Raw genomic sequence first — 26222 nt, forward strand, 5'->3', positions numbered from 1 at the left:
TAGCCGCCAGCGTTAGCCAAATCAAGCAGGCTTCACGCATGGACTTTATGAAAGCCGTTGTACTCGCGGTTCTTATCCATATCGCCGCACCGTTGGTGGTGCGCTATGTGGATTCGAACTTTCCGACTCACTGCGTTAACCAGACGCACGGCGATACGGAGGGAACCGGCGGCCATCGCTGATTAGGCTATGTTGCGCCTTAGACTAGCCCCGCGCTCGCGCGGGGCTTTCTTACCGCTTTTACAGACCGAGCATACTCAGCCCCGGATGGTCATCCGGGCGGCGGCCCTGCGGCCAGTGGAACATGCGCTCACTTTCGGCAATCGGCAGATCGTTGATACAGGCGAAGCGGCGGCTCATCAGGCCGTTCTCGTCAAACTCCCAGTTCTCATTGCCGTATGAGCGGAACCAGTTCCCGCTGTCGTCGCGCCACTCGTAGGCGAAACGTACGGCAATGCGATTATCGCTGAAGGCCCACAGCTCTTTGATCAGGCGATACTCCAGCTCTCTGGCCCATTTGCGCTGCAGAAAGGCCACGATCTGCTCGCGGCCGTCAACAAATTCGCTGCGGTTGCGCCACTGGCTGTCCGGGGTATAGGCCAGCGAAACCTTCTGCGGGTCGCGGCTGTTCCAGCCGTCCTCGGCAGCGCGGACCTTCTGTTCAGCGGTTTCGCGGGTAAATGGCGGCAACGGCGGGCGCTGTTCTGTCATGATGTTCTCCGAAAAAGGGCGTTACTTCATCCTGGCACAGCCGCCAATAAACGTAACGCGCTAATTATTCATGCGAAGTCCGCAGCGGCGCCTCGCGCAGCAGCCACGACAGCGCGAAGGCCGCCGCCATAACGCAGGCCGCCATGGTAAAGGCTGCGTGAATGGCAGAACCGAAGGCGCTCAGGTAATCGAGGCGCAGCGCCTGCGGCAAATGGTGAATAGCCTCGGGGCTCATTCCCGGCGGAATGACGGCATCCTCCGGCAGCAGGCGGGTCAGGCTGGTCTGCAGCACGCGGTTAAATACCGCGCCGAACAGCGCCACGCCGATAGAGCCGCCTATCGAGCGAAACAGCGTAACGCCGGAGGTCGCAACGCCGTACATGTTAGCCGCCACCGCATTCTGCACCGCCAGCACCAGTACCTGCATCACCAGACCCAGCCCCATGCCGAGCACGCCGGTAAACAGGTACAGATGCCAGGTGGGAGAGTCCACGGTAATGCGCGTCAGCAGTACCATGCCCAGGGTGCTAAACAGCGTACCGAGAATGGGAAACAGCCGGTAGCGGCCGCTGCGGCTTATCATCCGCCCGCTGATGATGGAAGTGAGCAGCAGGCCGCCCATCAGCGGGATCAGCTGCAGCCCGGCCTCGGTAGGCGTTGCCGCCTTCACCACCTGCAGATAGAGCGGCAGGAAAGTGACCGAGCCGAACAGCGCCATGCCGATGATCAGGCTCATCAGGCTGCAGAGCAGAAAGCTGCGGTTGCGGAACAGCGACAGGGGAATAATCGGCTCAAAGGCCAGCCGCTCTTCATAGATAAAGCCGCCGATCCCCACCAGGCCAAAGGCCAGAATGCACCACAGCTGCGGGTCGTCCCAGGCGTGGACCGATCCGCCCTCGGTGGTAAACAGAATGATGCACACCAGGCCCAGCGTCAGGTAGAGCGCCCCCAGCCAGTCAATCTGATGCTCGCTGCGCCGGGCACTGCCGCGAAACACCGCGCCAATCACCAGCAGCGCAAACAGCCCGAGCGGCAAGTTGATATAAAAGATCCAGCGCCACGAGGCGTGCTGGACGATAAAACCGCCGATCAGCGGGCCAATGACCGTCGCAAGGCCAAACACGCCGCCGAACAGGCCCTGATAGCGCCCGCGGTTGGCCGGCGGGATCACGTCGGCCACGGCGGCCATACTGATCACCATCAGTCCACCGCCGCCCAGCCCCTGCAGGGCGCGCATCAGCACCAACTGGGTCATGTTCTGCGCCAGCCCGCACAGCGCCGAGCCGAGCAGAAACAGCGCGATGGCTATCTGCAGGACCCGCTTGCGGCCAAACTGGTCGCCGAACTTGCCGTACAGCGGCACGGCGATGGTCGAGGAGAGAATATAGGCGGTCACCACCCAGGAGAGCTTATCCAGCCCGCCCAGCTCGCCGACGATAGTCGGCAGCGCCGTGGAGACGATGGTCTGATCGAGCGCCGATAGCAGCATGACCAGCAGCAGGGCGCTGAACAGCAGGCGAATAGATTTGACGCCGGTAGCCGGGACGTGCTGAGCTTGCGTCACTGTTTCAGAGTTCATAACGGGACCATGTTGATATTAATTAATTGCATAATTAATATTTGTAGGAACCAGGGTTCAGGTCAAGGGACGGTCAGCCAATGACAGCACTGAGTGACAAAGAAAAATCTGATAAACCGCGCCGCCCCGGGCGTCCGCGCGGTAAGAAACCGGACACCGCCAGCCGCGAGCAGCTGATGGATATCGCCCTGGCGCTGTTTGCCCGCGAGGGCATCGCCCGGGTCTCCCTCAACGCTATCGCCCGCGAGGCCGGGGTGACGCCGGCGATGCTCCACTACTACTTCAGCTCCCGGGACGCGCTGGTTGAGCAGCTGCTGGAGGAGCGCTTTATGCCCCTGCGCGAGCGCATCGGCGCCATTTTCCTGCAGCATCCCGACGATCCGGTGAATGCCTTTACGCAGATGGTGCGCGTGCTGGCCGAACTTGCGGAGAGCAACGCGTGGTTCGCACCGCTGTGGATGCAGGAGATGTCGGGCGGCGTGCCGGTGCTGCGCCAGAAGATGGCCGAACGCACCGGCGAGGAGAGCTACCGCCTGATGCTGGCGAGGATCGCCGACTGGCAGGCGGCGGGCAGGCTCAACCCCGACCTGACGCCGGCGCTGCTGTTTCCCTCGCTGATAAGCCTGGTGCTGGTGCCCTTCGCCCGCGCGCTTAACGACGAGCGCATCCGCAGCATTCCCACAGAACAGATAGTCAGCCACGCGCTGGCGATGATCGGCCAGGGCCTGCGCGCCGGGCGCTAATCGGCCAGCCGCTTCGTCAGATAGTGGCGCTGCATACCGGGATAGGGAAAATCCTCAAGGGTGGTCTTCAGGGTAAAGCCGCACTTCTGGTAAAACGGCAGCGCCTGGAAGCTGATGGTATCCACCAGCATCTGACGGCAGCCCCAGGCGCGGACCTGTACTTCAGCGCGGCGGATAATCTCGCTACCGAGCCCCTGCCCCCGCGCGGCGTCGCTCACCCACAGGTAGTCGATGCTGAGCCAGTCCCCTTTACGCTTGCCGATAAGCCCGCCGAGCATGCGGCCGGCGTCGTCGCGGGCGTAAACGCCGAGGCTGTACCAGTCCCGCGCATCAACAAACTGGCGGTTGTAGGCGCGCAGCCCGGCCCAGAGTTCCTCCTGGTCTTCAGAGGTAATCACATCCGTAACGTCAATTCTCATGCCGCTTCCTCGTTGTCGCCCATCGCCAGCGATTGGTTTCATTATTGTTAATACTTAGTTACCAAAGTTTCTTCCCTTCTGCCAGCCAAAGTGATTACGGTCACATATTACCCAGCACGAACGCTTTAAAACTACTTCTCTTAAGCAAGGCACAAGGACGCATAATGGACTCACAACCGATAACCGCCGCGCCGAAGCAGAGCGGCGCAAGAACCATTTTTAACGTTACCAGCGGCAACTTCCTGGAGATGTACGACTTTATGGTGTTCGGCTACTACGCCAGCGCCATCGCCAAAACCTTTTTCCCCGGCGATAACCCGTTTGCCTCCCTGATGCTGACGCTGATGACCTTCGGCGCCGGTTTTCTGATGCGGCCACTGGGCGCTATCGTGCTCGGGGCCTATGTCGATCACCACGGCCGCCGCAAAGGGCTACTGCTGACCCTGACTCTGATGGCAATTGGCACATTAACTATTGCCTGCGTGCCGGGCTACGCCACGCTGGGCGTCGCCGCGCCGATACTTATTCTCCTCGGTCGCCTGCTGCAGGGCTTCTCTGCCGGAGTGGAACTGGGCGGGGTCTCGGTCTACCTCTCTGAGGTGGCGCCGAAAAACCGTAAAGGCTTTTACGTCAGCTGGCAGTCCGGCAGCCAGCAGATCGCCGTGGTGTTCGCCGCCCTGCTCGGTCTGCTGCTTAACCACCTGCTGGAAAAAGATCAGGTCACCGAGTGGGGCTGGCGCATTCCGTTTATCGTGGGCTGTATGATTGTGCCGTTTCTGTTCTGGATCAGAACGATGCTGTCGGAAACCGAGGCTTTCAGCCAGCGTAAGCAGCATCCGTCGATGAAGACTATCGTCCGCTCGGTGGGGCAAAACTGGCCGCTGATCCTGGCGGGCATGCTGATGGTGGTCACCACCACGGTGATGTTCTACGCCATCACCGCCTTCACGCCGACGTTTGGCAAAACCGTACTGGGGATGAGCGATAAGGCGAGCTTTCTGGTGACGCTGTGCGTCGGGCTGTCGAACCTTATCTGGCTGCCGCTGATGGGCGCCCTGTCGGATCGCGTTGGCCGCCGCCCGCTGCTGCTGATTTTTACCGTACTGGCGCTGTTTACCGCCTGGCCGGTGCTGCACTGGCTGGTGACCCACCCCGGCTTCGCCCATCTGCTGGAGGCGGAGCTGTGGCTGTCGTTCCTCTACGGCAGCTACAACGGCGCGATGGTGGTCTACCTGACGGAGGTGATGCCTGCGGAGGTGCGCGCCACCGGCTTCTCGCTGGCCTACAGCCTGGCGACCGCGCTGTTCGGCGGCTTTACGCCGGCAATCTCTAGCTACCTGATCCACGCTACGGGCGATAAGGCAATGGCCGGGGCGTGGATCACCTTCGCCGCGCTGTGCGGGCTTATCGGGACTCTGGCAATTAAGCCATTGATGAAGCAATATCACACCCGCCATACGCCAGAGGGATTGAAGGCATAGGATAAATAAAGGGATAACCTTACGATGAACAACGCCAGTTGGATGCAAAGGAGTCCGCTTCAGCTGGCGTCTCGTTATCAATAAAGCCACAGAAATAAACCGTGCCGGACTACACTCATCAAAAGAAATAAACCAGAATGAATCATTGTCATAAAAAAATATCGTTTAGCCACTCTATTTCAGGAAGAAGAAAACTTCCTAAGAAAAAGCCCTAAAAAAACACATACCACAGAGTAAAAATAGATTAAAAGAAATCAGGTTATATTTACTTAAAACCAGAGACGATTTGTAACACTTAATTCTCGCAACGTTATACACGCCTCATGCTGGAACATATAAGTTCATAAATCCTCTATAAAATTAATAAATACATTTAATTCAAATAATTACATTAAACTAACAAACATAAAAGTAAAAAATTTTTTACGTTGGGAGCGCTGCGAAAAAAACATTACACTGTATCATCTCTATTTAATCCTAGATCACAATTGACAGTTACCGCTACGCGTGTACCATCATTTACCGAACCTCATTTTTGATAAATAAGTTCACTGGGGCAAAAAAACATTAATAAAAGTCTTATATATTTTTTCACTCCTCAGGCATAAATCGTCTCACCTTATCAGGAGATCAGATTATTTCGGCATAAGGACGATAACCGTAGCATCTAAAAACTAAAGGATTGAAAATGTCAGCAACCGACTGGTTAAAGCAGCTCTCTGAGCTGGATAGCTCTATAAATCAACATACTGTCAGTAAAGCAAAAGCCATCGCGTCATCGTTTATCCAGATAACGAGTAAATTGAATAATGGCTGCGGATATCATATTTTGGACAATTTCCCGTTGACATAAAGTTGCCTTCACAACCCGACAATGGATTAAGGCCTTATCCAAAAGACTATATCAGTGGGCATGTTTTAACAGGCGTCACCGGCACCTTGGGTTATAACGTATTCTCTGATAAGCAGGAGAGGCAGGGGTCTCTGGTCCATGAAATTACACCAACAACAGGCAACGAGAATGACAGATGAATGAATTAGCCATCAAAGTAGGAACCCTTTTTTTCATATCATGCCTCGGCTTTATCTACGGATTGATCACTAAAAGTAACAGTAAAGATATAGCCAACTTACTGATTTATGTTATTTCTCCAGTGGTGGTTGTTATCAGCATAGTGCAATCACCCAGTACGCTTAGCTATTTCTATTTCAGTATTGGGGCCTTTATTTTTTGTTCGGCGTTATGTCTTTTAGGCTATCTCCTCTCAGGACTCATATGGAAAGATAAGGTCAGAAATCTTTTCGCCTTCACTGCTGGCACCGGTAACACGGGCTATTTTGCACTGCCGATTGTGTTAAGTATGTTTAATGAATCCCAGATCGCCATTGCTATTTTTATTATTATTGGTGTAAATCTATATGAGTTCAGCGTAGGTTATTTTATTCTTGAGAAAGGAAATGCCAGAGCGGTTGATGTTTGCAAAAAAACCTTAAAGCTACCCGTTCTGTACGCTGCTCTACTAGGTTTCCTGATTAAATACCTCGGAATAGGCGTAAATGAGAACATCCTTGGCATCTTGTCTAATTTTAAAGGCGCATATTCGGTATTAGGTATGTTATTGATAGGTATCGTATTATCCAGGAACCCCAAATCAACACCGGACTTGAAATTTTTATCCGTCTCTCTGGGCTGGAAGCATATCCTGGTGCCTGCCATTGCCACCATTTTTACTTTTTTACCCGGCGAGCAATTTGACGTCATTTTTCTGATGGCATTATCTCCTTTAGCGGGTAATACGGTTGTTTTTAGCAGCAACTCAGGTTTACACCCAGAGAAGGCCGCGACGGCCGTGTTAGTGAGTTCACTGTTAGCCATTTTCCTGATCCCATTTTGTCTACACCTGCTGTGAATCCGCGCGGATTTTCCCCAAAGACTGCTACGGAGTCAGGACATCATTCCCGGTAACCCTGAGGGCTGCTCAAATGGCGCTAACTGTGGCGGTAAAAGCGTCGCCTGCCCTCGGCATACCTTCCTCACCTGGCACCTGGCGCTCAGCGTCCGGTAATCAGCAGCGGCTTCATCCGCGAAGGCTATTTTGCCGATGTGGTTGTCTTTGATGCCGCCACGATTGCCGAGGTGGCGACGTATCAAGAAGTCCGGCGGGATACACGCGGTCTTCATCAACGGCGTGCTGACTTACCGGAATAATGAGATGGCCGGCCGGTGCCGCGCGCAAATTGAGGTAGCGGTCATAAGCTTCACTTTTATCACTGCGCGACGGCCATCTGACTGCCTTATGCTATCCTCTTTGCTCAACAATAATGGGTTATCGAGGGAAAGATGGGTTCCACCAGAAAAGGGATGCTGAATGTCCTGATCGCCGCCGTGCTGTGGGGCAGTTCCGGCGTTTGCGCGCAGTACATCATGGCGCAGAGCCAGATGTCATCGCCGCTGCTGACCATGGTGCGGCTGCTGTTCGCCGGACTGATCCTGCTGATGCTGGCCTTTGTGCACGGCGATAATATTTTCCGCATACTGAAGCATCGCCGGGACGCGCTGAGCCTGCTGCTGTTTTCGCTGGCCGGGGCGCTTACCGTACAGCTGACCTTCCTGCAGACCATCGAAAAATCCAACGCCGCCACGGCGACCGTACTGCAATTTCTGTCGCCGACCATCATCGTGGCCTGGTTTGCGCTGGCGCGCAAAGCGCGGCCCGGCTGGCCGGTCATCGCCGCCATCGCCACCTCGCTGTTCGGCACCTTTCTGCTGGTAACCCACGGCGATCCGACCTCGCTATCCATCTCGCCGGCGGCGCTGCTGTGGGGCATTGCCTCGGCGTTTGCGGCGGCGTTTTATACCACTTATCCCTCCACGCTCATCGCCCGCTACGGCACGCTGGTGATTGTCGGCTGGAGTATGCTGATCGGCGGCGCTTTCCTGCTGCCGCTGTACGCCGGGCAGGCAAAAAGCATCGCCATCAGCGGCGGCGTGCTGCTGGCATTTTTCTACCTGGTGGTGATCGGCACCGCGCTCACCTTCAGCCTTTACCTGAAGGGCGCGCAGATGATTGGCGGCCCGAAGGCCAGCATTCTCAGCTGCGCGGAGCCGCTGAGCAGCGCCCTGCTGTCGGTGCTGCTGCTCGGCGTCAGCTTTGCGCTGCCGGACTGGCTGGGGACGCTGCTGATCCTCTCCTCGGTGGTGCTGATTTCTCTGGATTCGCGGCGGCAGGCGCGGGTACGTAAAACGCCTCTCAACGTCTGATTATCGCTGCGATAAACGGCGCGCCATTTTTTCCAGCGCAATCATCAGCAGCAGCGTTAACGCCACCAGCACGAGGGTCATCGCCGAACCGTCGGCGATATTGCCCCGATCGGTGAGGCTGAAAATCGCCACCGGCAGCGTCGTCCATCCCGGAGGATAGATCATTATCGTTGCCCCCAGCTCCCCCATCGACAGCGACAGGCTGAGCGCGAGGGCGGCGAGGAGCCACGGCATCAGCATCGGCAGGGTGACGTGCCATAGCCTGAATCCCGGGGATGCCCCCAGACTTGAAGCCACGTTCTCAATATCCGGCGAAATACGTCCGAGGCCGGTGGCCACGCTGCTGAACGTAAATGCAGAGATCAGAATAAAGTGGACGACCAGCACGATGGCAAAGGTGCCGTTCATTTGCAGCGGTCCCTGGCTGAAGGCCACCAGCACCCCGAGCCCTACGGACACGGATGGGATCGCGCTCGGCAGATAAAACAGCAGGCCCAGCGCTTTCTGCACTCTGGCGGTGGCGCCCCGCAGCGCAAGCGCCGCCCATACGCCGCACAGCAGGGCAAGCAGGCTGGCGCAAAATCCCACGACCAGGCTGGCGAACAGCGCGTCCCAGGCCGCGCCGCGAAAGGCATTCACAATATGGATCAGGGTAAAGCCCGTCGGCAGCGTGCCGCTCCACTGTTTCGTCAGGCCGGAAAGTAAAATCACCGCCAGCGGCAGCAGGAAAAACAGACTGCCGAGGACTATCGCCAGTCCGCCGAGGACCGCGTGCGCCTTACGTGACCAAATCAGCATGATGCTCTCCTTATGACCGCGCGCGCCCCGGCGGCGCGGTAGAGTACAAAGAGTCCCAGCGAGAGAAGAATATTGATAAAGGCAACCATACAGGCAACGCCGTAGTCGGATTCCAGAATCGCTTTGCTGTAGACCATCAGGGGCAGCGTATTGACGCCTTTGGCGCCAATAAACAGCACAATGCCAAATTCGTTGGTGGTCAGCAGGAGGCAAAGGCTGCCGCCCGCCAGCAGCGCCGGTAGAGCCGCAGGGAAAATCACCTGAGTGAGGACCCGCCAGGGCGCGGCGCCCAGTATACTGGCCGCCTCAAGCTGGCTTTTATCTATCTGCCGCAGCCCGGCCATCAGCGGGCGCATAATCAGCGGCGTAAACACGGTGATTTCCGCCAGGATCACGCCCCATACCGAGTAGAGGAAGTCCACCGGCGGCAGCGCCAGATGGAACAGGGACATCATCGCGCCGTTGAGTATGCCGGCAGAGCCGTAGATAAAGGTGAACGCCAGCGAAATCAGAAACGTCGGCAGCGCAATAAAGGTATCAATAATGCGGGCTATTAACTGGCTGCCGGGAAAGGGAATAAAGACCAGGATCACCGACATTACGCTGCCCAGCAGCAGGCAGCCGGCCGTGCCGAAGAGCGCAATCTGCAGAGTGTTGTACAGCGCGCCGATAAACCGCCGCGAATTCACTACCTGCCAGAACGTCTCCAGGCCGTAGCCCGCCCCGTTTCCCTGAAACGCCTGCTCAACGATCAGCAGCAGGGGATAAAAAAAGAGCGTTGCCATCACCAGCAGCGGCAACGCCAGCCACAGCCAGACGGCGTGACCCTGCCCGGCCGCACGCCGGACCAATCTGAGCGCTATTTCCATCTCACACCTCAAGCAGCACGCTGTCTTCGGGTTCAAACCAGAGCGCCAGCGGTTCGCCCGGCTGCGGCGCCGGGTTAATATGCGTCAGCACAATTCTGACCGCTTCCCCGGCCACATCGCACAGCAGGTGCGTCAGATCGCCCTGCCAGTAAACCGACGTCAGCGTGGCCTTCAGGCAGTTACTGCGGGCCGAGCGCGGCGCCAGGCTGAAGTGCTGCGGACGGATGCACAGCAGTTTATTGTGGCCGTGATGGATGGCGGGACTCCAGGCCGATATCACCTGCCCCGCGCAGCTGATATCGACCATGCCCGGCGTGGTATGCGTTCCCAGGGCCGTGGCGGAAAGAATGTTGGCGCGGCCAAGAAATTCAGCGCTGAAGCGGTTTGGCGGGCGATGATAGAGATTGCGGGTTTCGCCGTGGGCGATCATCGACCCGTCTTTCATGATGCCGATTTTATCCGCCAGGGTCAGGGCTTCCGTCTGGTCGTGCGTCACGTACAGAATGGTGAGATCCGGCAGTTCGCGGTGCAGGCGGGCGATCTCCTCAACCATGGCGTAGCGGATCTGCGCATCCAGCGCAGAGAGCGGCTCATCCAGCAGCAGCACCTGGGGACGCACCGCAATGGCCCGGGCAATCGCCACGCGCTGCTGCTGGCCGCCGGAGAGCTGATGCGGGTAGCGGGTGGCAAAATCAGACATACCGACAATCTTCAGCGCCTCGCGCACGCGATCCGCTATCAGCGGTTTCGGCTGCTTCTGCGCCCGCAGGCCAAAGGCTACGTTATCCTCGACCTTCATATGCGGAAACAGGGCATAGTTCTGCACCACCATCCCCAATCCGCGCTTATAGGGAGCAAGCCCGGTCACATCCTTATCGCCGATAAGAATGCGCCCTCCGGCAGGCTGGACAAACCCGGCAATCGCGCGCAGCACCGTGGTTTTCCCCGAGCCCGATGGCCCGATCAGCGCCAGCACTTCTCCCGGCTCGATGGTGAGTGACAGCGGCTTAAGCACCGTATTGCCGTGATAGGCGACGCGCAGGGCATCCAGGGTAATTCCCGACGCCGCCGCCGCGGCCCGGACAGACGTTTTACTTTTCATCAGCATAGCGGTTACTCGGTAACGTCGCGCCAGCGGGCGATATCCGCCTGCAGCGAGGCGGCCACCGCATCCCAGTCCGGCTGCCAGCGCGTCACGCCCTTCAGCGCGGCGGTCGCGGCCCGGTAGTTGGCATCGGTCGGCGTCACGTCTTCACGAACGGGTATTCCCCAGGAAAGCGCGCTGACGCTGGTCTGCGCCTCTTTGCTCAGTAAAAAGTTGATAAGCTTCTTACCGTTGTCGGCGTGGGGCGCGTTCTGCACCAGCCCGACGACGTACGGTAACGCCAGGGCGCTGCGCTCGCCGCTGGCGTCGGCCGGCCAGAAAATTTTAATGTTGGGATTGCGCGCCATTTGCGACAGGTTCATCTGCAGGTCGCCGTTGGCCACGTACAGTTCGCCTTTATTCACCAGCGCAGTCAGCTTGCCGGTAGAGGCCGAAGGCCCGACGTTGTTGGCCTGCAGCTTGCCGAGATAATCAAACCCGGCGTCTTTACTGCCCAGACTGTGGAAGACCTGCAGCAGCATGGCGGTGCCGTCGCCGGCCTGGCCGGGCGTGGAGTACTGCAGTTTGCTTTTAAATCCTGCGTCCAGCAGCGACTGCCAGCTGGCGGGCGCGGCTTTCAGCGCGCGGGTGTTATAGACAAAGCTCAGGAAGTTGTTCACCAGCGGCACGGCGTTCGCCGTCGCGCCGGGAATTTTTTCCGCGCCATCCGGCGTGAAGTCGGCCAGCAGCCGCTGGCCGGCGGCGCGCTGAATAAACGGCGGCACCGTCACCAGCACGTCGGCCTGGGGATTGGTACGCTCTTTGGCCAGCCGCTCCACAATCGCCCCCGAGCCGCCCTCCACGTACTGCACGCTGATGCCGGTCGCTTTCGTGAAGGCGTCGAACTGGCGCTGATACCAGCTGTTGTCTCCGTCGTGGAGCCCGTCTGCGGAATACACCGTGACCACCCCGTCGGCCCATACCGGGCTGCTGACGAGAGCAAATGTGGTTAACAGCGCGAGTTTATTCAGTTTCATGGCGTTAGCCTCCAGTCGTGAAATCAAATGGTCTATACCAGATTGATTCACACGCTAACGCCTGGATGTTACAGAAAGATGAAAGATGTTAGTGGGTATCGACTTCTATGCGCAGGCTGTCGTGCCGCCAGTATTCAATATCAAAATCGAGGATCCGCCCGTGCTGATCGTAATTCAGACGCCGCAGCATCAGGGCTGGCCTCCCCTCCATGACGCCCAGCGCCGCGGCTGCCTGGGCCGGCATCGCGGTAGGCCAGAAGCTGAGATGCATGCTGGTGTACACCAGATCATAGTAGCGCTGATAAACCTCGGTCAGGCTGCCGTTCAGATCGTGCCCGAGCAGGTCCGGCACGCGGGCGGGGAGACAGTGGTTTTCACAGTAGCAAATCGCGCGATCGTCGGCGTAGCGCAGGCGGGTCAGAAGATAAATTTGATCAAACGGCTGCAGCGCCAGGGGCGTCATCACCTCTACCGGCACCGGCGCAACGCGGCCCTCGAGAAGAACCGTTTTCGGCGTGCGGCCCTGCTCCTGGCAGAGTTTGTGGAAATTGGTGTTCTGCGTCGGATCCAGCCACAGCCTGTCGGGCGAGACAAACCAGCCCCGGCGGTCGGCGCGCCAGATAAGACCGCCGGCCTCCAGCTGGGCCAGGCTCTCGCGGATGGTGACGCGAGTGGTATTAAAAAGCGCGCACAGTTCACGCTCAGAAGGCAGTTTATCGCCGCTTTTCAGCGCGCCGCGCGCGATGCGGTCCTGGAGCTGGGCCTTAATCAGCAGGTACTGCGGTATCTCGCCAGAGGGTGATTTCATGATGATCCACGCGGGTTATGATTGACGGCCATTATACAGACTCAGATGAATTTTTTGTTGCACGACCATTTTCCCTTTGACCTCCAGCCTCATTTTTATCCACTATACTGTCAAATCTGGTATAGACCAAAGGCGAAACATAGATGCGTTCACATGATTATCTGCTGCTCACTCCCGGCCCGCTGACCACCTCCCGCACGGTTAAAGAGGCCATGCTTTACGATAGCTGCACCTGGGATGACGATTACAATCTTGGCGTCGTGCAGGCGATTCGCCGGCAGCTGGTCGGGCTGGCGACCTCAGAAGCGGGATATAGCGCCGTGCTGCTGCAGGGGAGCGGCAGCTACGCGGTCGAAGCCGTGCTGGGCACGGCGCTGGGGCCCGGGGCGAAAGTCCTTATTATCAGCAACGGCGCGTACGGCGCGCGCATGATTGAAATGGCGTCCCTGATGGGCATCAATCATCGCGTCTGCGACGTGGGTGAAGTCAATGCGCCGGACCCGATGGCGATCGAAACGATCCTTCAGCAGGACGGCGCGATCACGCACATCGCCATGGTGCACTGCGAAACCACCACCGGCATCCTGAATCCGGTTGCAGAAGTGGGCGAACTGGCGGTCCGCTACGGCAAGCGCTACATCGTTGATGCGATGAGCAGCTTCGGCGGGATCCCGCTGGACGTCGCCCGGCTCAACATCGACTTTTTAATCAGCTCCGCCAATAAGTGTATTCAGGGCGTGCCCGGCTTTGCGTTTGTGATTGCCCGGCAGTCCGAGCTGGCGCAGTGCGAGGGTCATTCCCGCTCGCTGTCGCTCGATCTTTACGCCCAGTGGCGCTGCATGGAGGATAATCACGGAAAATGGCGCTTCACCTCGCCCACCCATACCGTGCTGGCCTTCGCCCAGGCCCTGAAAGAACTGGCGGATGAGGGCGGCGTCGTCGCCCGCCACCGGCGCTACAGCAGCAACCAGCGACAGCTGGTTGCCGGCATGCGCGCCCTGGGCTTTCATACGCTGCTGGACGACGCACTCCACTCGCCGATTATTACCGCCTTTTACTCGCCCGATGCGCCGCAGTATCAGTTCAGCGCCTTCTACCAGAAGCTGAAAGCGCAGGGCTTCGTGATCTATCCGGGCAAAGTCTCGCGCAGCGACTGCTTTCGCATCGGCAATATCGGCGAAGTGTACGCCGGGGATATCACCGCCCTTCTCGCCGCCGTCGACGGCGCCAGCTACTGGAAACAATAAGGAGTCATCATGAACAAGATTAGCGCCGTTATTCTCGACTGGGCGGGGACAACCGTCGACTTCGGCTCCTTTGCGCCGACGGAAATCTTCGTCGAAGCCTTCCGGCAGGCGTTTGCCGTTGAGATCACGCTGCAGGAAGCCCGGGTGCCGATGGGACTCGGCAAGTGGCAGCACATTGAAGCTCTCGGCAAACTTCCCGCCGTCGATGCCCGCTGGCGGGCAAAGTTTGGCCGCAGCATGACGGCGGCGGATATTGATGCCATCTATGCGGCCTTTATGCCTTTGCAGATCGCGAAAGTCGTGGATTTTGCCGCGCCGATTGCCGGCGTTATCGACACGATTGCCGGTTTTCGCGCCCAGGGCCTGAAAATTGGCTCCTGCTCCGGCTACCCGCGGGCGGTGATGGAGCAGCTGGTCCCTGCCGCCGCGGCGCTGGGCTATTCGCCGGACTGCTGGGTAGCCACCGACGATCTGCCGCCGGGCGGCCGCCCCGGCCCGTGGATGGCGCTGCACAACGTGATTGCCCTGGGCATTGACGACGTTGCCCACTGCGTAAAAGTGGATGATGCCGCGCCCGGTATTGCCGAGGGGATCCACGCCGGAATGTGGAGCGTCGGTCTGGCGCTGTCCGGGAACGCGTTCGGCGCGACCTGGGAGGCGTTTCAGGCGATGTCGGCAGAGGAGATTGCCGGGCGTCGGGAAAGAGCGGCCGGCGAACTGTACGCCGCGGGCGCGCACTATGTTGTCGATACGCTCGCCGACCTGCCGGACGTCATCGCCGACATTAATACCCGACTGGCGAAAGGAGAGCGCCCCTGAAAAGGGGCGTCAGTGCAGCCAGCTGACGCCTTCCTGCTGCATAAACAGGGCGTTATAGCGGTGCTGAAAGGCATTAAACTCGGCAACGTCAGGCTCCAGCTCGCGCAGGAAACCCAGCGCAAGGCGGACCTGGGCGTCGGTCAGCGGAGAGGCCAGCCGCCCCTTCTGCAAATGGCGGTGCCACCACAGCAGGTTGCTTTCACTGCCGTCGACTACCGCCACCTGCCAGATCAGCAGCACCTGGGCGGCGTTAAGCAGATGCGCCTCGTTGGGCCGCTCCAGGTAGCGCAGATACTCCTCTCCGGCGCGTTTTCCCATCTGATCGATCATCGATTCGACCGGCTCCGGCGTAACGCCTAACCGCTCGCTCAGGCGCTTAATCGCCCGGCGCGAGCCGGAGGTCAGTACCCGAAATCCCACCACAAACACCACCGTCAGGGTGGCTAACATCAACCAGACCATGCGTCCTCTCTCTTCGCCGCTGCCGGGACATCATAAGGAGAATTGCTTTAAAAGCCATCCTTTACCGGCAGCGGCGGCGGAGAATCATTCAAAAAACAGGCCCAGCTTGTTGAATACGCCGGGATCGCTCTGGTGGCGAATGACCTGGCTTACGTCCTCCAGCTTGTCTATCTGGCTTATCATCTGCTCAAGGCGGGTATCGTTATTCACCAGCAGCCAGATGCGGCTCTTGTCGCTGTGCTGAATAGGCAGGCAGAGAATGCCCTCAACGTTGAAGGCCCGGCGGGCAAACAGGCCGCAGACGTGGGTCATGACCCCCGGGTGGTTGCGTACGGTGAGCTCAAGGATGACGTTGTTATGAATCGCGTTTTGCATGGCTTATTCCCCCACCATTTCAGTATTTGCGGCACCCGGCGGCACCATCGGCCAGACTTTTTGCTCGGGATCGATACGCACGTGAATCAGTGCCGGTCCCGGCCTTGCGATAATCGCCCGCAGCGCCGCCTGCGGATCGGCCTCCGCGTTTAAATCGCAGGTCTGCAGGCCGAAGCCTTCGGCAATCTGCATAAAGTTGATGGTGCCCGGATAGGTGGCGGCAAAAACGCCCTGCTGATAGAACAGGCTCTGCTGCTGGTGCACCAGGCCCAGCGCCTCGTTGTTCATCAGAATGATTTTCACGTCGAGCTGGTTTTCCGCCGCCGTCGCCATCTCCTGAATGTTCATCATCAGGCTGCCGTCGCCGGAGAAGCACAGCACTTTACGGTGCGGGTTCGCCAGCGCCGCGCCGACAGCGGCGGGCAGCCCGAAGCCCATCGTGCCGAGGCCACCCGAGGTCAGCCACTGGCGGGGGCGGTTGAGCGGATAGGCCTGGGCGGTCCACATCTGGTGCTGGCCGACATCGGTGGTAACGATGGCCTCATCGTCAACGCAGGCGGCGACGGCGCCGATCAGGCCGTAGTGGCTCAGCGGATCGCCCTCCTGGGGGATCGCGGACGGAAACTCCTGCTGCAGATCGGCCACCAGCTGGCGCCACTCATCGCGCGGCTGCGCCTCAATCAGCGGGATCAGCTGATCGAGCACTTCGCCGACGTCGGCCTGCATCGCCACGTGGGGCTGCTTGATTTTGCCCAGCTCGGCGCGGTCAATATCGACGTGGATGATTTTAGCATTCGGGCAGAACTGTTCGGTTTTGCCAATCGCCCGGTCATCAAAACGGGCGCCTAACACAATCAGTAAATCAGACTCCTGCAGAATGTAGTTGGTGCTGCGGGCGCCGTGCATACCCAGCATACCCAGCGACAGCGGGTGCGCCTTCGGCAGCATACCCAGCGCCATCAGGGTCATGGTGGTGGGCAGGTTGGCCTTTTCGGCCAGCTTGCGGATCTGGTCGGGTACGTTAATTGCCCCGCCGCCGAGGTAGAGCACCGGCCGCTTCGCGGAGTTGATCATCGCTGCCGCCTCGCGCACGTCGGCAAGGCTGAATACCGGCGCCGGCGCTTTACAGCCCGGCATCGGCAGATCGTCAATGTCGATTTCTGCGGTCTGCACATCCTTAGGAATATCTATCCACACCGGCCCCGGCCGGCCCGACTGGGCGATGCGGAAAGCGTCGCTTATCACCTGCGGCAGCTCGCTGATGTCGCGGACCAGGTAGTTATGCTTGGTGATGGGGATAGAGATACCGTAGGTGTCCACTTCCTGAAAGGCGTCGGTGCCGATCATCGAGGCCGGAACCTGGCCGGTGATGCAGACCAGCGGAATGGAGTCGAGGCGGGCGTCGGCAATGGCGGTCACCAGGTTGGTGGCGCCGGGACCGCTGCAGGCCATGCACACCGCCGGTTTACCCTGGGTGCGCGCCATGCCCTGGGCGATAAAGCCCGCGCCCTGCTCGTGGCGGGCCAGCACGTGGCGAATTTGCCTGCTCTGGCTCAGCGCATCATACAGCGGCAGCACGGTGCCGCCCGGAATACCGGCAACGGTAGTGATGCCCTGACGCTCCAGCAGATGAACGATTAACTGCGCGCCGGTGAAGCGCTTCGCCTGCGATGCAGGCCGTGACGACGGTGTGCCCGAATGTGCCATGCTCCAGTCCTTTTATTCTGGGCCGGCTTTCCGGGAGGCGTCTTAAACGAAAAACCCCGCCCGGTTTGCGCCGGCGGGGTTTTGGAATCGTGCGTTCCGGACCCTACGGCGCATTGCCGACGACCACCACCACACGCACGACGACCACCGCGGCAGGTTGCGCGGTAAGTAGTAGGTTCTGTGCATTGCGGATGGCGTTCATTAGGGACCATAACGTTGTGTGTTTGAGCGTTTTATACAACCACAGCTTTTATCGGCTGACAACGCAATTATCACGCTGCGTTAAAAAACGTGCTGAAGATCGCGTTACGCCGCTATTCACCGCAGGATCGTGCTCTGAATAGCGGCATATCCAGGATTAAAACAGGGAGAATTTGTACTCGACGATCGCCTCTCCGGCAAGGGTGTGCGCCCGCTGGTAGCGCCCGTTGACCAGCTTCGGCGTTTTACCGCCCGCCGTTTTATAGGACCAGCCGGGGCCAAACATGCCCCACACGATCAGGTTTTTCAGCGCCGGATGGGTCGGCGCCCAGCGGCTGAAGAGGTTCACCTCGCCGGTTCTGACCTTATTGCCCCGATAGCTAAACTGCGCCACGTTCCCTGCAAAGCCGATGGCCAGCGCCGGGGTGAGCATGTAGTCAGACATATTAGCCAGCATCACCTCCCCGTCGCGCATGTAGTCATTGCCCGCGTTCGCCATTGAGATAAAGGTGCCGCGCGAGTTTTTACTCATGTGGCGCGGATAGTGTCCCACCATGCCGCGCTTTTTCGCATCGGTATAGGCCACGCCCCACTTGCTGCCCCAGCCGCTGCCCTTCCAGATGCCGTCCAGCGCAAAGTGCCAGGCGTTATTATCGAAGTCGCGCCTGCCGGCCGGCATGGCTTTATAGTCGCTGAGCGCGTGGGTGGCGTAGATTTGCGAGCCGATATGCAGGGTATCCCAGGGCTTAAACTCAGTCAGAAGAAGGTGGCGGCGCAGGTAGTTATCGCTCTCGCCATAGCCCCAGGTAACGTCCAGCGGATCCGTTTTCCACGCCAGCGCGCCGCTGGCAATGCGGCTGATTTTTTTCCCGGTATTGGAGGTAAAGCTCCGCTTGTCGGGTCCGCTGCGGTCGATACTGCTGTCAATCCAGGCGCCGCTCAGCGTCAGGTCACGGTAGCTCAGCGAGCCGCTCCAGCCGAGATAGGTGGTCGGCGACAGGCGGGTTGAGGTGGTAATAACGCCAAGGTTGCGGATCCGCTGCCAGCCCCAGCGGGCGTTGAGATTCACATCGCCAGCCTCATATTTGAGCTTGATATTGCGCTGGCCAAACTTGGAAAACCCTTCAGCGTTGCCTTTGCGGCTGCCGGTGCCTTTGTTGTAGAGCACGCCCCTGCTGCTGAAGCGATCGCTGGCGCCCAGCGCAACCGCGCCGTAATAAACAAGATCGGCGCCAATAACGTCCATAAAATAACCGGAGCGATAATCAAGAGAAAAACCCTGCCCCCAGGCGGCGTGCACATTTTTCTCTTCTCCTTCGTCTTCCTTTAGATATTTCCACATATTTTTCAGCTCCAGCGTCAGAGACGCGTCGCTGAAAAAAGGGTTTACCGACAACGGAGCATAATTACCGCTTTCCGATTGTGATGATTTCGTATTCTGCGCCCACGCGCAGCTATTTCCTGCCAGCATCAGCACCAGCAGCGTGTATTTAAAGGCCCGCATTATTAACCTCCGTGTACAGAACCTTATCTCTGCCCTGATAAATTAAGGCAGATGGCGATACAATAAATTGTCATTGAATATTTTGACTAAAGGCGCGCTTTCCTGCTTCGACATATTTCACCTCACCCATTTCCTACACAGAATATTGTCCATTGTGATAAACAATTTTTACTACCGCGGCATTTGCCAGCGGCTTATTTTTTGCCGGATTATCGGTAAGCTCAGCAACCATAATTTGCATCGCGGTACCGGATGAAACCGCCAGAATATTCTTTGCGCCGCTAGCCTGCGCCTCTGTTACCATCTGCGCGAGCGCCGCTCTGGTGCGGGTTTTCACCTGCTGATAGTTTTCCGCCATCCTCTTAGGATCGGCTTCGGCCAGCGCATCCTGCAGCGCTTTGACATCCAGGCCGGCGGCCTTCATTTTCTGGAAAATGGCGGCGCCATCTTTTAATCCAAGCATTGGCGCCATCGCATTTGCCATCCCGGCGTTAAAGCCGCCTTCAAAGCCACCGAAAAATGCTTCGCGCAGACCAGTTAACTCAGTATTGTGATAATTAACGATACCTGCCTGTTTTAAAATGACCGCCAGCGTTTCCCGCTGGCGCCCGGCATCGCTGGTATAAAAGCGGTCAAAAGGAATGTGCCGAAGTCCTTCGCCAAGATATTTCGCCACGCGAATACCCTCTTCGGTCAGCGGGCTATCGGCCCAGCCCTGAACGCGATCGAAGCTGTTAAAGAGGGTCTTTCCGTGGCGCGCGAAGTAGAGAGTGACGTCGCCTTCTGAGGTATTCACATTTTTTTCCGCAAAACAGGATGCTGATGCGGCTATCATCATTAGAGCCAGTAAGAAATTCCTCATGTTTTTCTCCATGAATAACGACTTTTACGCCAGATACAAAAAAACCCACGTCCTATAAACCCAGAGTGGGAAAACTCGGGAGTTATATTACGTAGGTTTTGCCTGCTGACGCAGTAACAATCCAACAGCGCAGAACATATCATCAAACAAAATGAAGGAAATATATTTTCCAGGAATAAATTCGTATCTGTGATCTCGCTCGAAAGGAAAATGAAATTATAAAAACAGGAGGCAGAGCATTACCGACTATCGTTATTAATATATTTTAGGTGAAAGCAGGAAGATATCGCCCTTACTTAAAAGGGCGACGGTCAATTTTTTTGTTGACGAACATCACATAATAATTCTTTCACCTCTGGACTTAGTGAGGCGCTGCCTTTAGCTTTATTGCGTCTTCTGGGATTGTTACTGAAAGCAGGCAAAACCTAAGACACTGGTCGCAGCAGCGCTGCGCGCCGGTGTCTTAGGTTTTTTTTTTGCACTTTTCTCAGGAAGGCCTTCACCGATAAGGAGATACCATGAAAACCGCACTCGCTACTGCTCTTTTGCTTTCCGCCTGCGCCTTGAGCGCCAGCGCCGCGCCGAACGGGCTGCGCATTCTGCTGGTTAACGACGACGGCTGCCGCTCGACGGGCACCACCTCGCTGCAGGAGAAACTGGCGGCGAAAGGCTATGACGTCTGGCTGGTGGCGCCGGCCACCAATCAGAGCGGCATCGGCTCAGCGATCACCTTTAAGCCGGGCAAGGTGTTTGAAGTACAGAAAGTGGCCGAAAAACGCTACTGCTTCCCCGGTACGCCGGCCGATGCGCTGGATTTCGGGCTGTGGGGCATCATGAAGGACAAGCAGCCGGACCTGGTTATCTCCGGCGTCAATGACGGCCCCAATACCGGCATGGCGCAGGTTAACTCCGGCACCGTCGGTGCCGCCGCCCGCGCGGTGCGCTACGGTTTCCCGGCGATTGCCGCCAGTATCGGCGTTATCTTTAACGATGAAGAGATGAAAAACGGCTGGCCAAGCACCCAGAAATACTGGCCCGATTCGGTTGATTACGTCGTCAGCCTGGTGGACAAACTCAGCGCCGGCCACAAGGCGGGCGAACCGCTGCTGCCCAAAGGCTCCGGGCTGAGCATCAACTATCCACCGCTCGCGAAAGAGAAGATCCTCGGCGAGCGCTACGTTGATAACGAAAACTTCCCGACGGCACAGATTGGCTACGAGCTGCTGCCGGACGGTAAGGCCCGGCAGATTACCCATCCCGATGCCATGAAACCCGCACAGCGCGATACCGACTCCGGCCTGCTGAGCCAGGGCTATATCACCTGGACGCTGATCGACGGCAGCTGGAACGCGCCGCAGTACCAGCCGCAGTATCAGGCCATCTTTAAGCAGAAGTAACCGCGCGCAACAGGACTCTCGCCGCGTTCACGGGCAAACCCCTACGGGTGCTGTATGTCACAGGATAAGAAACGGGATTAACGATGAAATATCAGGAATTGGCTAACGATATTCTCCGCCACGTTGGTGGAAAGGAAAATATAAAAAGCCTCGTTCATTGCGCGACGCGCCTGCGCTTTAAGCTTTACGACAGCAGTAAAGCTGACCCCGAAGCGCTGAAGGCCAATCCGGGCATTATCATGGTCGTTAAAAGCGGCGGACAGTTTCAGGTCGTAATCGGCAATCACGTTCACGACGTCTGGCTGGCCGTGCAGCAGCTTGCCGGACGGGAGGATGGCGCGCCTGTTGCCGATAAGCCCGAGGATGATGATAAAGCGGGCCCGCTGGCCCGCTTTATCGACGTGGTTTCCGGAATATTTACCCCTTTTATCGGCGCGATGGCCGCCTGCGGTATTCTGAAGGGCCTGCTGGCGCTGGGGCTGGCGTGCGGCCTGCTGAATGAAGCGAACGGCACCTACCGAATTCTGTATGCCGCCGGCGATGCCCTGTTCTACTTCCTGCCGATGGTGCTGGGCTATACCGCCGGTAAAAAATTTGGCGGTAACCCGTTCGTCACCCTGATTGTCGGCGGCGCGCTAGTGCACCCGATGATGCTCGAGGCCTTCCAGAGCGGCTCGGCGGAGACCTTCCTCGGTATTCCGGTGGTGTTTATTAACTACACCTCCTCCGTGATCCCAATTATCTGCTCCGCCTGGTTCTGCTGCTGGCTTGAGCGGCAGTGTAATAAGGTGATGCCTGCGGCGGTGAAAAACTTCTTTACGCCGCTCATTTGTGTTGCCGTGACCGTGCCGCTGACTTTTCTGGCGATCGGCCCGCTGGCCACCGGACTCGGTGAAATGCTCGCCGCCGGTTTCCAGTGGATCTATCACTTAGCGCCGTGGCTGGCCGGCGGTCTGCTTGGCGCCGTGTGGCAGGTGTGCGTTATCTTTGGCCTGCACTGGGGGCTGGTGCCGCTGATGATGAACAACCTGGCGGTACTGGGCCACGACCCGATGATCGCCATCATCGTGCCCTCTATCTTTGGCCAGGTGGGTGCGGCGCTCGGTATCTTTCTGCGCGCCCGCGACGCCCGCCTGAAGACCCTGGCGGGCTCCGGCGCTATTGCCGGGGTATTTGGCATCACTGAACCCATCGTGTACGGCGTAAACCTGCCCAACCGCCGGCCGTTTATATTTGGCTGCATCGGCGGCTGCGTCGGCGGCATTATTGTCGCCTTCAGCCAGACTCAGGTTTACTCCATGGGCCTTGCCAGCATCTTCTCGCTGGCGCAGATGATCCCGCCGTCCGGGATGGACGCCACGGTCTGGGGCGCTGTGATAGCGGTCATCGTCTCCTTCGCCATCGCAGCGCTGCTGACGCTGGCCGCCGGCCTGCCCCGCGCTGCCGCCCACGGGGCAGATGACAAGAACGCCACGCTCCGCGCGGAAGATAACGATATTCTGGCGCCTCTGTCCGGCGACGTCATTGCGCTTGACGCGGTGCCGGATGCCACCTTCGCCAGCGGCTTAATCGGCGCCGGCGCGGCTATCATCCCCAGCGAGGGCCGCGTGGTCGCCCCCTTCCACGGCGAGGTCTCATCCCTGTTTTCCACTAAACACGCTATCGGCCTGCTCAGCCGCAGCGGTATTGAAGTGCTCATCCACGTCGGGATCGACACGGTAAAGCTTAACGGCGAGCACTTTACCGCCTGCGTTAAAGAGGGCGATACGGTAAAGCCTGGCGACCTGCTTATCACCTTCGATATCCGGGCTATTGCCGATGCCGGCTATGACCTCACCACCCCGGTACTCGTCAGCAACAGCGACAGCTATGGCGGACTGGAGAATACGCACGTCGGGCAACACATTCACGCAGGCCAGCCTTTCCTGCAGGTCAAATAAACGCTTAAGGAGTCAACGATCGATGAACAAGACATTTCCGGACGGTTTTTTATGGGGCGGCGCGGTCGCCGCTAACCAGGTCGAAGGCGGCTGGCAGGAGGGTGGAAAAGGGATTTCAACGTCAGATATGACGCCCAACGGCATCTTTGGTGACGTCGTTGCCCGGCAGAAAGGCGATTTTAGCATCAAAGATAAGGCTATCGACTTTTATCACCGCTACCCGGAAGATATCGCCCTGTTTGCCGAGATGGGCTTTAGCTGCCTGCGCGTCTCCATCGCCTGGACGCGCATCTTTCCGCAGGGAGACGAAGCCGAGCCTAACGAAGCGGGGCTGGCGTGGTATGACGCGCTGTTTGATGAGATGGCCCGCCACAATATTCAGCCCATGGTCACGCTGTCGCACTACGAGATGCCGTGGCACCTGGTGGAGAACTACGGCGGCTGGGGCAACCGCAAGCTGATCGGTTTTTTTGAACGCTATGCCCGCACCGTTTTCACGCGCTATCGCAATAAGGTGAGGCTGTGGCTGACCTTCAACGAAATTAACATGTCGCTGCACGCGCCGCTGACCGGCGTCGGGCTGCAGGCCCCCTGCTCAAAAGGCGAAGTCTATCAGGCCATCCACCACCAGCTGGTGGCCAGCGGTCTGGCGGTAAAAGCCTGTCATGAACTGATCCCGGATGGCCGCATCGGCAATATGCTGCTGGGCGGCCTGATGTACCCGCTGACCTGCAAGCCGGAGGACGTCTTCGCCACCCTGCAGGATAACCGCAGCTGGTTGTTCTTCGGCGACGTGCAGTGCCGCGGCGCCTATCCGGGCTACATGCGGCGCTTCTTTCGCGATAACGGCATCGCGCTGCAGATGGAGGCGAGCGACGCCGACGCCCTGCGCCACACCGTCGACTTTATCTCCTTTAGCTACTACATGAGCGGCTGCGTGACCGCCGATAAAGAGATGGTGCAAAAGCTGCGCGGCAATATTCTCGATATGGTGCCCAATCCGCACCTCGCCAGCTCAGAATGGGGATGGCAAATCGACCCGCTGGGGCTGCGCACACTGCTGAATCTGCTCTGGGATCGCTATCAGAAGCCGCTGTTCATTGTTGAAAACGGCCTCGGCGCAAAAGACGTGCCGGACGCCAGCGGCAGCATTCATGACGATTACCGTATCAGCTACCTTAACGATCATCTCGTGCAGGTACGCGAAGCCATTGAGGACGGCGTCGAAGTTCTGGGCTATACCTCCTGGGGGCCTATCGATCTGGTTAGCGCCTCTAAGGCCGAAGTGACCAAGCGCTACGGCTTTATCTATGTTGATATTCACCCGGACGGCAGCGGCACGCTCGACCGCAGCCGCAAGGCGAGCTTCTACTGGTATCGCGACGTTATTCACAGTAATGGCGCAACGCTGAAAGAATAATGGGTAACGGGCGTCGTGGGGTCAGACCTGGAGGCATAATGGAGAGAGTGACTAAACCAATTACCCCCGACGCCGCGGGCTTTGCTGACCTGAAGGCAGAAAGCGAGGCTGAAAAATTTCATATGCTGTATCGGCTCGAAGAGCACTGGCGCAGCGGCGAAAATCGCTTCAGCGCCCCGGGTGAGAAGCTACTCGGTGCTTTTATTGATGACCGGCTGATTGGCGTGTGCGGCATCAATCGCGATCCCTTCAGCCAGCATCCGCGCGCGGGACGCATTCGCCATCTTTACGTCAGCGAAAAGTATCGCCGCTGCGGCGCGGGCAGGCAGCTGCTTGCGGCGGTTATGGCGGACGCCGAAACCTGGTTCGACTTTATTAATACCCACGCGCCGGAGACGGCGCACGGCTTCTACCAGCGGGTAGGCTTTTCGCCGGTCCTGCGGGAGCCGCGCATTACGCACCGCTTCTATTACCGCCGATAACCCACTGGCGGGGCGCAGGCGCCAATGTTACATTAATGTGAAACTCATCACATAAGCGCGCCATGACGCTCACCGTCTTTTTCATTTTGCTGTTCGCCGCCCTGCTGCACGCGACCTGGAACGCCATCGTCAAGGCAGGCAGCGACAAATTATCCGCCGCCGTCAGCATTACCGGCTCGGCTGCGCTTATTGCCGCCGTTTGCCTGCCCTTTGCGCCGCAGCCGGCGCTGGTCAGCGCGCCGTGGCTGGCCGTCTCCTGTATTTTGCAGGTGATTTACACGCTGCTGGTGGCGAAGACCTACCAAATCTCAGACATGGGCCAGACCTATCCCCTGATGCGCGGCACCGCGCCGCTGCTGGTGGCGGGAGTCAGCACGTTTCTTCCCGGAGAGCACCTGTCTTTACTGGCGTGGGCCGGGATCGGCGTTATCTGTCTGTCCATCCTGATGATGGCGATGCAGAGCCGCAGCGGCTCGGGCAAAGGCGTGGCGCTGGCGCTGCTCAACGCCTGCTTTATTGCCAGCTATACCCTGGTCGACGGCACCGGCGTGCGGCTCTCAGAGTCTGCGCTGGGCTATACGCTGTGGACCTTTTTACTCAACGGTACCTGCATGCTGGCGTGGGGCTTTTATGTCCGCCGCCGCGAAGTCGCCCGCTACATGGTCCGCCACTGGCAGAAGGGGCTGCTGGGCGGCGTCGGCACCCTCGGCTCCTACGGCCTGGCGCTGTGGGCGATGACCCAGGCGCCGCTGGCGGTGGTGGCCGCCCTGCGCGAAACGTCAATCCTGTTTGGCGCCGCCATTGCCGTTCTGGTGCTCAAGGAGCGGGTTTCCGCCCTGCGCATCGCCGCCGCCTGCGGGATTGCCTGCGGCGCCATTCTGCTGCGCGTCGCCTGACGCGCGGCTGGCAGGAGATGGCAACAATAGTTGCCGTCGTTGTGTATAAAAGCTGCCTGCGCCGGACGCGCCAATCCCCTCCCGACGGTTGCTCTGCCGCCTTGCTGTGATAGATTCCT

The 26222-nt window shown here is 58.5% G+C and carries 26 protein-coding genes; 12 read left to right on the plus strand and 14 right to left on the minus strand.

Features of this window, described 5'->3' with window-relative positions:
* On the plus strand, positions 1–182 hold a 182-nt coding region (locus tag ENGE1_RS29080; RefSeq protein ID WP_218016961.1), incomplete at its 5' end, for a hypothetical protein.
* Between the two features lie 58 nt (positions 183–240).
* On the opposite strand, the gene ENGE1_RS20275 is transcribed toward ENGE1_RS29080, so the two are convergent.
* Together ENGE1_RS20275 and ENGE1_RS20280 are read right to left on the minus strand one after the other, a co-directional pair.
* Positions 241–711: a nuclear transport factor 2 family protein gene (locus ENGE1_RS20275; RefSeq protein ID WP_043081366.1), complete on the minus strand. Its 471-nt coding sequence runs from the start codon at positions 709–711 to the stop codon at positions 241–243.
* A gap of 64 nt (positions 712–775) precedes the next feature.
* The gene (locus ENGE1_RS20280) at positions 776–2290 is read right to left on the minus strand and encodes an MDR family MFS transporter (RefSeq protein WP_048253580.1); all 1515 of its coding nucleotides are present in this window, start codon (positions 2288–2290) and stop codon (positions 776–778) included.
* Between the two features lie 80 nt (positions 2291–2370).
* Here ENGE1_RS20280 and ENGE1_RS20285 point away from each other — a divergent pair, with 80 nt between their 5' ends.
* Positions 2371–3033, plus strand: coding sequence for a TetR/AcrR family transcriptional regulator (locus ENGE1_RS20285; protein WP_048253579.1), 663 nt, complete (start codon positions 2371–2373; stop codon positions 3031–3033).
* Here ENGE1_RS20285 and ENGE1_RS20290 read toward each other — a convergent pair.
* On the minus strand, positions 3030–3452 hold the full coding sequence (locus ENGE1_RS20290; protein ID WP_043081369.1) for a GNAT family N-acetyltransferase: 423 nt from the start codon (positions 3450–3452) through the stop codon (positions 3030–3032). The two genes, ENGE1_RS20285 and ENGE1_RS20290, sit on opposite strands and share 4 nt — an antisense overlap.
* A 164-nt stretch (positions 3453–3616) precedes the next feature.
* Between ENGE1_RS20290 and tcuC the strand changes: the two genes are divergently transcribed.
* From tcuC to ENGE1_RS20310, 3 genes are all read left to right on the plus strand, one after another.
* On the plus strand, positions 3617–4933 hold the full coding sequence (tcuC, locus tag ENGE1_RS20295) for an MFS transporter (protein ID WP_043081370.1): 1317 nt from the start codon (positions 3617–3619) through the stop codon (positions 4931–4933).
* Between the two features lie 1028 nt (positions 4934–5961).
* Positions 5962–6843, plus strand: coding sequence for an AEC family transporter (locus ENGE1_RS20300; RefSeq protein WP_048253578.1), 882 nt, complete (start codon positions 5962–5964; stop codon positions 6841–6843).
* A 431-nt stretch (positions 6844–7274) separates the two neighbouring features.
* Positions 7275–8195, plus strand: a complete 921-nt coding sequence (locus ENGE1_RS20310) for an EamA family transporter (RefSeq protein ID WP_043081373.1) — start codon at positions 7275–7277, stop codon at positions 8193–8195.
* Here the strand turns inward: ENGE1_RS20310 and ENGE1_RS20315 are convergent, their stop codons facing one another.
* The 5 genes from ENGE1_RS20315 to phnR all read right to left on the minus strand — a co-directional run bounded on the left by ENGE1_RS20315 (position 8196) and on the right by phnR (position 12791).
* A complete protein-coding gene (locus tag ENGE1_RS20315; protein ID WP_048253576.1) occupies positions 8196–8993 on the minus strand; it encodes an ABC transporter permease subunit in 798 nt (265 codons plus the stop codon). It abuts the gene before it with no gap.
* Positions 8987–9862 (minus strand): 2-aminoethylphosphonate ABC transporter permease subunit, encoded by an 876-nt coding sequence (gene phnU / locus ENGE1_RS20320; protein WP_043081375.1) that lies wholly within the window; start codon positions 9860–9862, stop codon positions 8987–8989. Before phnU ends, ENGE1_RS20315 begins: the two co-directional genes overlap by 7 nt.
* A 1-nt stretch (position 9863) precedes the next feature.
* A complete protein-coding gene (gene phnT / locus ENGE1_RS20325; RefSeq protein ID WP_048253575.1) occupies positions 9864–10970 on the minus strand; it encodes a 2-aminoethylphosphonate ABC transport system ATP-binding subunit PhnT in 1107 nt (368 codons plus the stop codon).
* 5 nt (positions 10971–10975) lie between these two features.
* Positions 10976–11983, minus strand: a complete 1008-nt coding sequence (locus ENGE1_RS20330) for a 2-aminoethylphosphonate ABC transporter substrate-binding protein (protein WP_048253574.1) — start codon at positions 11981–11983, stop codon at positions 10976–10978.
* Between the two features lie 88 nt (positions 11984–12071).
* Complete coding sequence (phnR, locus tag ENGE1_RS20335) at positions 12072–12791, minus strand: phosphonate utilization transcriptional regulator PhnR (RefSeq protein ID WP_043081378.1); 720 nt, start codon at positions 12789–12791, stop codon at positions 12072–12074.
* Positions 12792–12934: 143 nt separating this feature from the next.
* Here phnR and phnW point away from each other — a divergent pair, with 143 nt between their 5' ends.
* Positions 12935–14038: a 2-aminoethylphosphonate--pyruvate transaminase gene (gene phnW, locus ENGE1_RS20340; protein ID WP_043081379.1), complete on the plus strand. Its 1104-nt coding sequence runs from the start codon at positions 12935–12937 to the stop codon at positions 14036–14038.
* Between the two features lie 9 nt (positions 14039–14047).
* Positions 14048–14857, plus strand: coding sequence for a phosphonoacetaldehyde hydrolase (phnX, locus tag ENGE1_RS20345; RefSeq protein ID WP_048253573.1), 810 nt, complete (start codon positions 14048–14050; stop codon positions 14855–14857).
* Between the two features lie 9 nt (positions 14858–14866).
* Here the strand turns inward: phnX and ENGE1_RS20350 are convergent, their stop codons facing one another.
* From ENGE1_RS20350 to ENGE1_RS20370, 6 genes are all read right to left on the minus strand, one after another.
* Positions 14867–15319 carry a DUF1198 family protein gene (locus ENGE1_RS20350; RefSeq protein WP_043081381.1) on the minus strand — a complete coding sequence of 151 codons (453 nt, stop codon included), beginning with the start codon at positions 15317–15319 and terminating at the stop codon, positions 14867–14869.
* An 84-nt stretch (positions 15320–15403) separates the two neighbouring features.
* Complete coding sequence (gene ilvN, locus ENGE1_RS20355; RefSeq protein WP_043081382.1) at positions 15404–15694, minus strand: acetolactate synthase small subunit; 291 nt, start codon at positions 15692–15694, stop codon at positions 15404–15406.
* Between the two features lie 3 nt (positions 15695–15697).
* Positions 15698–17401, minus strand: a complete 1704-nt coding sequence (gene ilvB / locus ENGE1_RS20360; RefSeq protein ID WP_048253572.1) for an acetolactate synthase large subunit — start codon at positions 17399–17401, stop codon at positions 15698–15700.
* 103 nt (positions 17402–17504) lie between these two features.
* Positions 17505–17603 carry an ilvB operon leader peptide IvbL gene (gene ivbL, locus ENGE1_RS28590; protein ID WP_071883288.1) on the minus strand — a complete coding sequence of 33 codons (99 nt, stop codon included), beginning with the start codon at positions 17601–17603 and terminating at the stop codon, positions 17505–17507.
* A 156-nt stretch (positions 17604–17759) separates the two neighbouring features.
* The gene (locus ENGE1_RS20365) at positions 17760–19106 is read right to left on the minus strand and encodes an OprD family outer membrane porin (protein WP_048253571.1); all 1347 of its coding nucleotides are present in this window, start codon (positions 19104–19106) and stop codon (positions 17760–17762) included.
* Between the two features lie 133 nt (positions 19107–19239).
* On the minus strand, positions 19240–19968 hold the full coding sequence (locus ENGE1_RS20370) for a histidine phosphatase family protein (RefSeq protein WP_080964529.1): 729 nt from the start codon (positions 19966–19968) through the stop codon (positions 19240–19242).
* A 518-nt stretch (positions 19969–20486) separates the two neighbouring features.
* Here ENGE1_RS20370 and surE point away from each other — a divergent pair.
* From surE to ENGE1_RS20395, 5 genes are all read left to right on the plus strand, one after another.
* Positions 20487–21365, plus strand: a complete 879-nt coding sequence (surE, locus tag ENGE1_RS20375; protein ID WP_048253570.1) for a 5'/3'-nucleotidase SurE — start codon at positions 20487–20489, stop codon at positions 21363–21365.
* An 83-nt stretch (positions 21366–21448) separates the two neighbouring features.
* Positions 21449–23305 carry a PTS beta-glucoside transporter subunit IIABC gene (gene bglF, locus ENGE1_RS20380; protein ID WP_048253569.1) on the plus strand — a complete coding sequence of 619 codons (1857 nt, stop codon included), beginning with the start codon at positions 21449–21451 and terminating at the stop codon, positions 23303–23305.
* Positions 23306–23327: 22 nt separating this feature from the next.
* On the plus strand, positions 23328–24725 hold the full coding sequence (locus ENGE1_RS20385; RefSeq protein WP_048253568.1) for a glycoside hydrolase family 1 protein: 1398 nt from the start codon (positions 23328–23330) through the stop codon (positions 24723–24725).
* Between the two features lie 38 nt (positions 24726–24763).
* On the plus strand, positions 24764–25207 hold the full coding sequence (locus tag ENGE1_RS20390) for a GNAT family N-acetyltransferase (RefSeq protein WP_048253567.1): 444 nt from the start codon (positions 24764–24766) through the stop codon (positions 25205–25207).
* Positions 25208–25269: 62 nt separating this feature from the next.
* Positions 25270–26103 carry a DMT family transporter gene (locus tag ENGE1_RS20395; RefSeq protein WP_048253566.1) on the plus strand — a complete coding sequence of 278 codons (834 nt, stop codon included), beginning with the start codon at positions 25270–25272 and terminating at the stop codon, positions 26101–26103.
* Positions 26104–26222 lie beyond the last annotated feature (119 nt).

The sequence above is a fragment of the Pluralibacter gergoviae ATCC 33028 = NBRC 105706 genome, from assembly GCF_001598855.1.
GTDB lineage: Bacteria > Pseudomonadota > Gammaproteobacteria > Enterobacterales > Enterobacteriaceae > Pluralibacter > Pluralibacter gergoviae.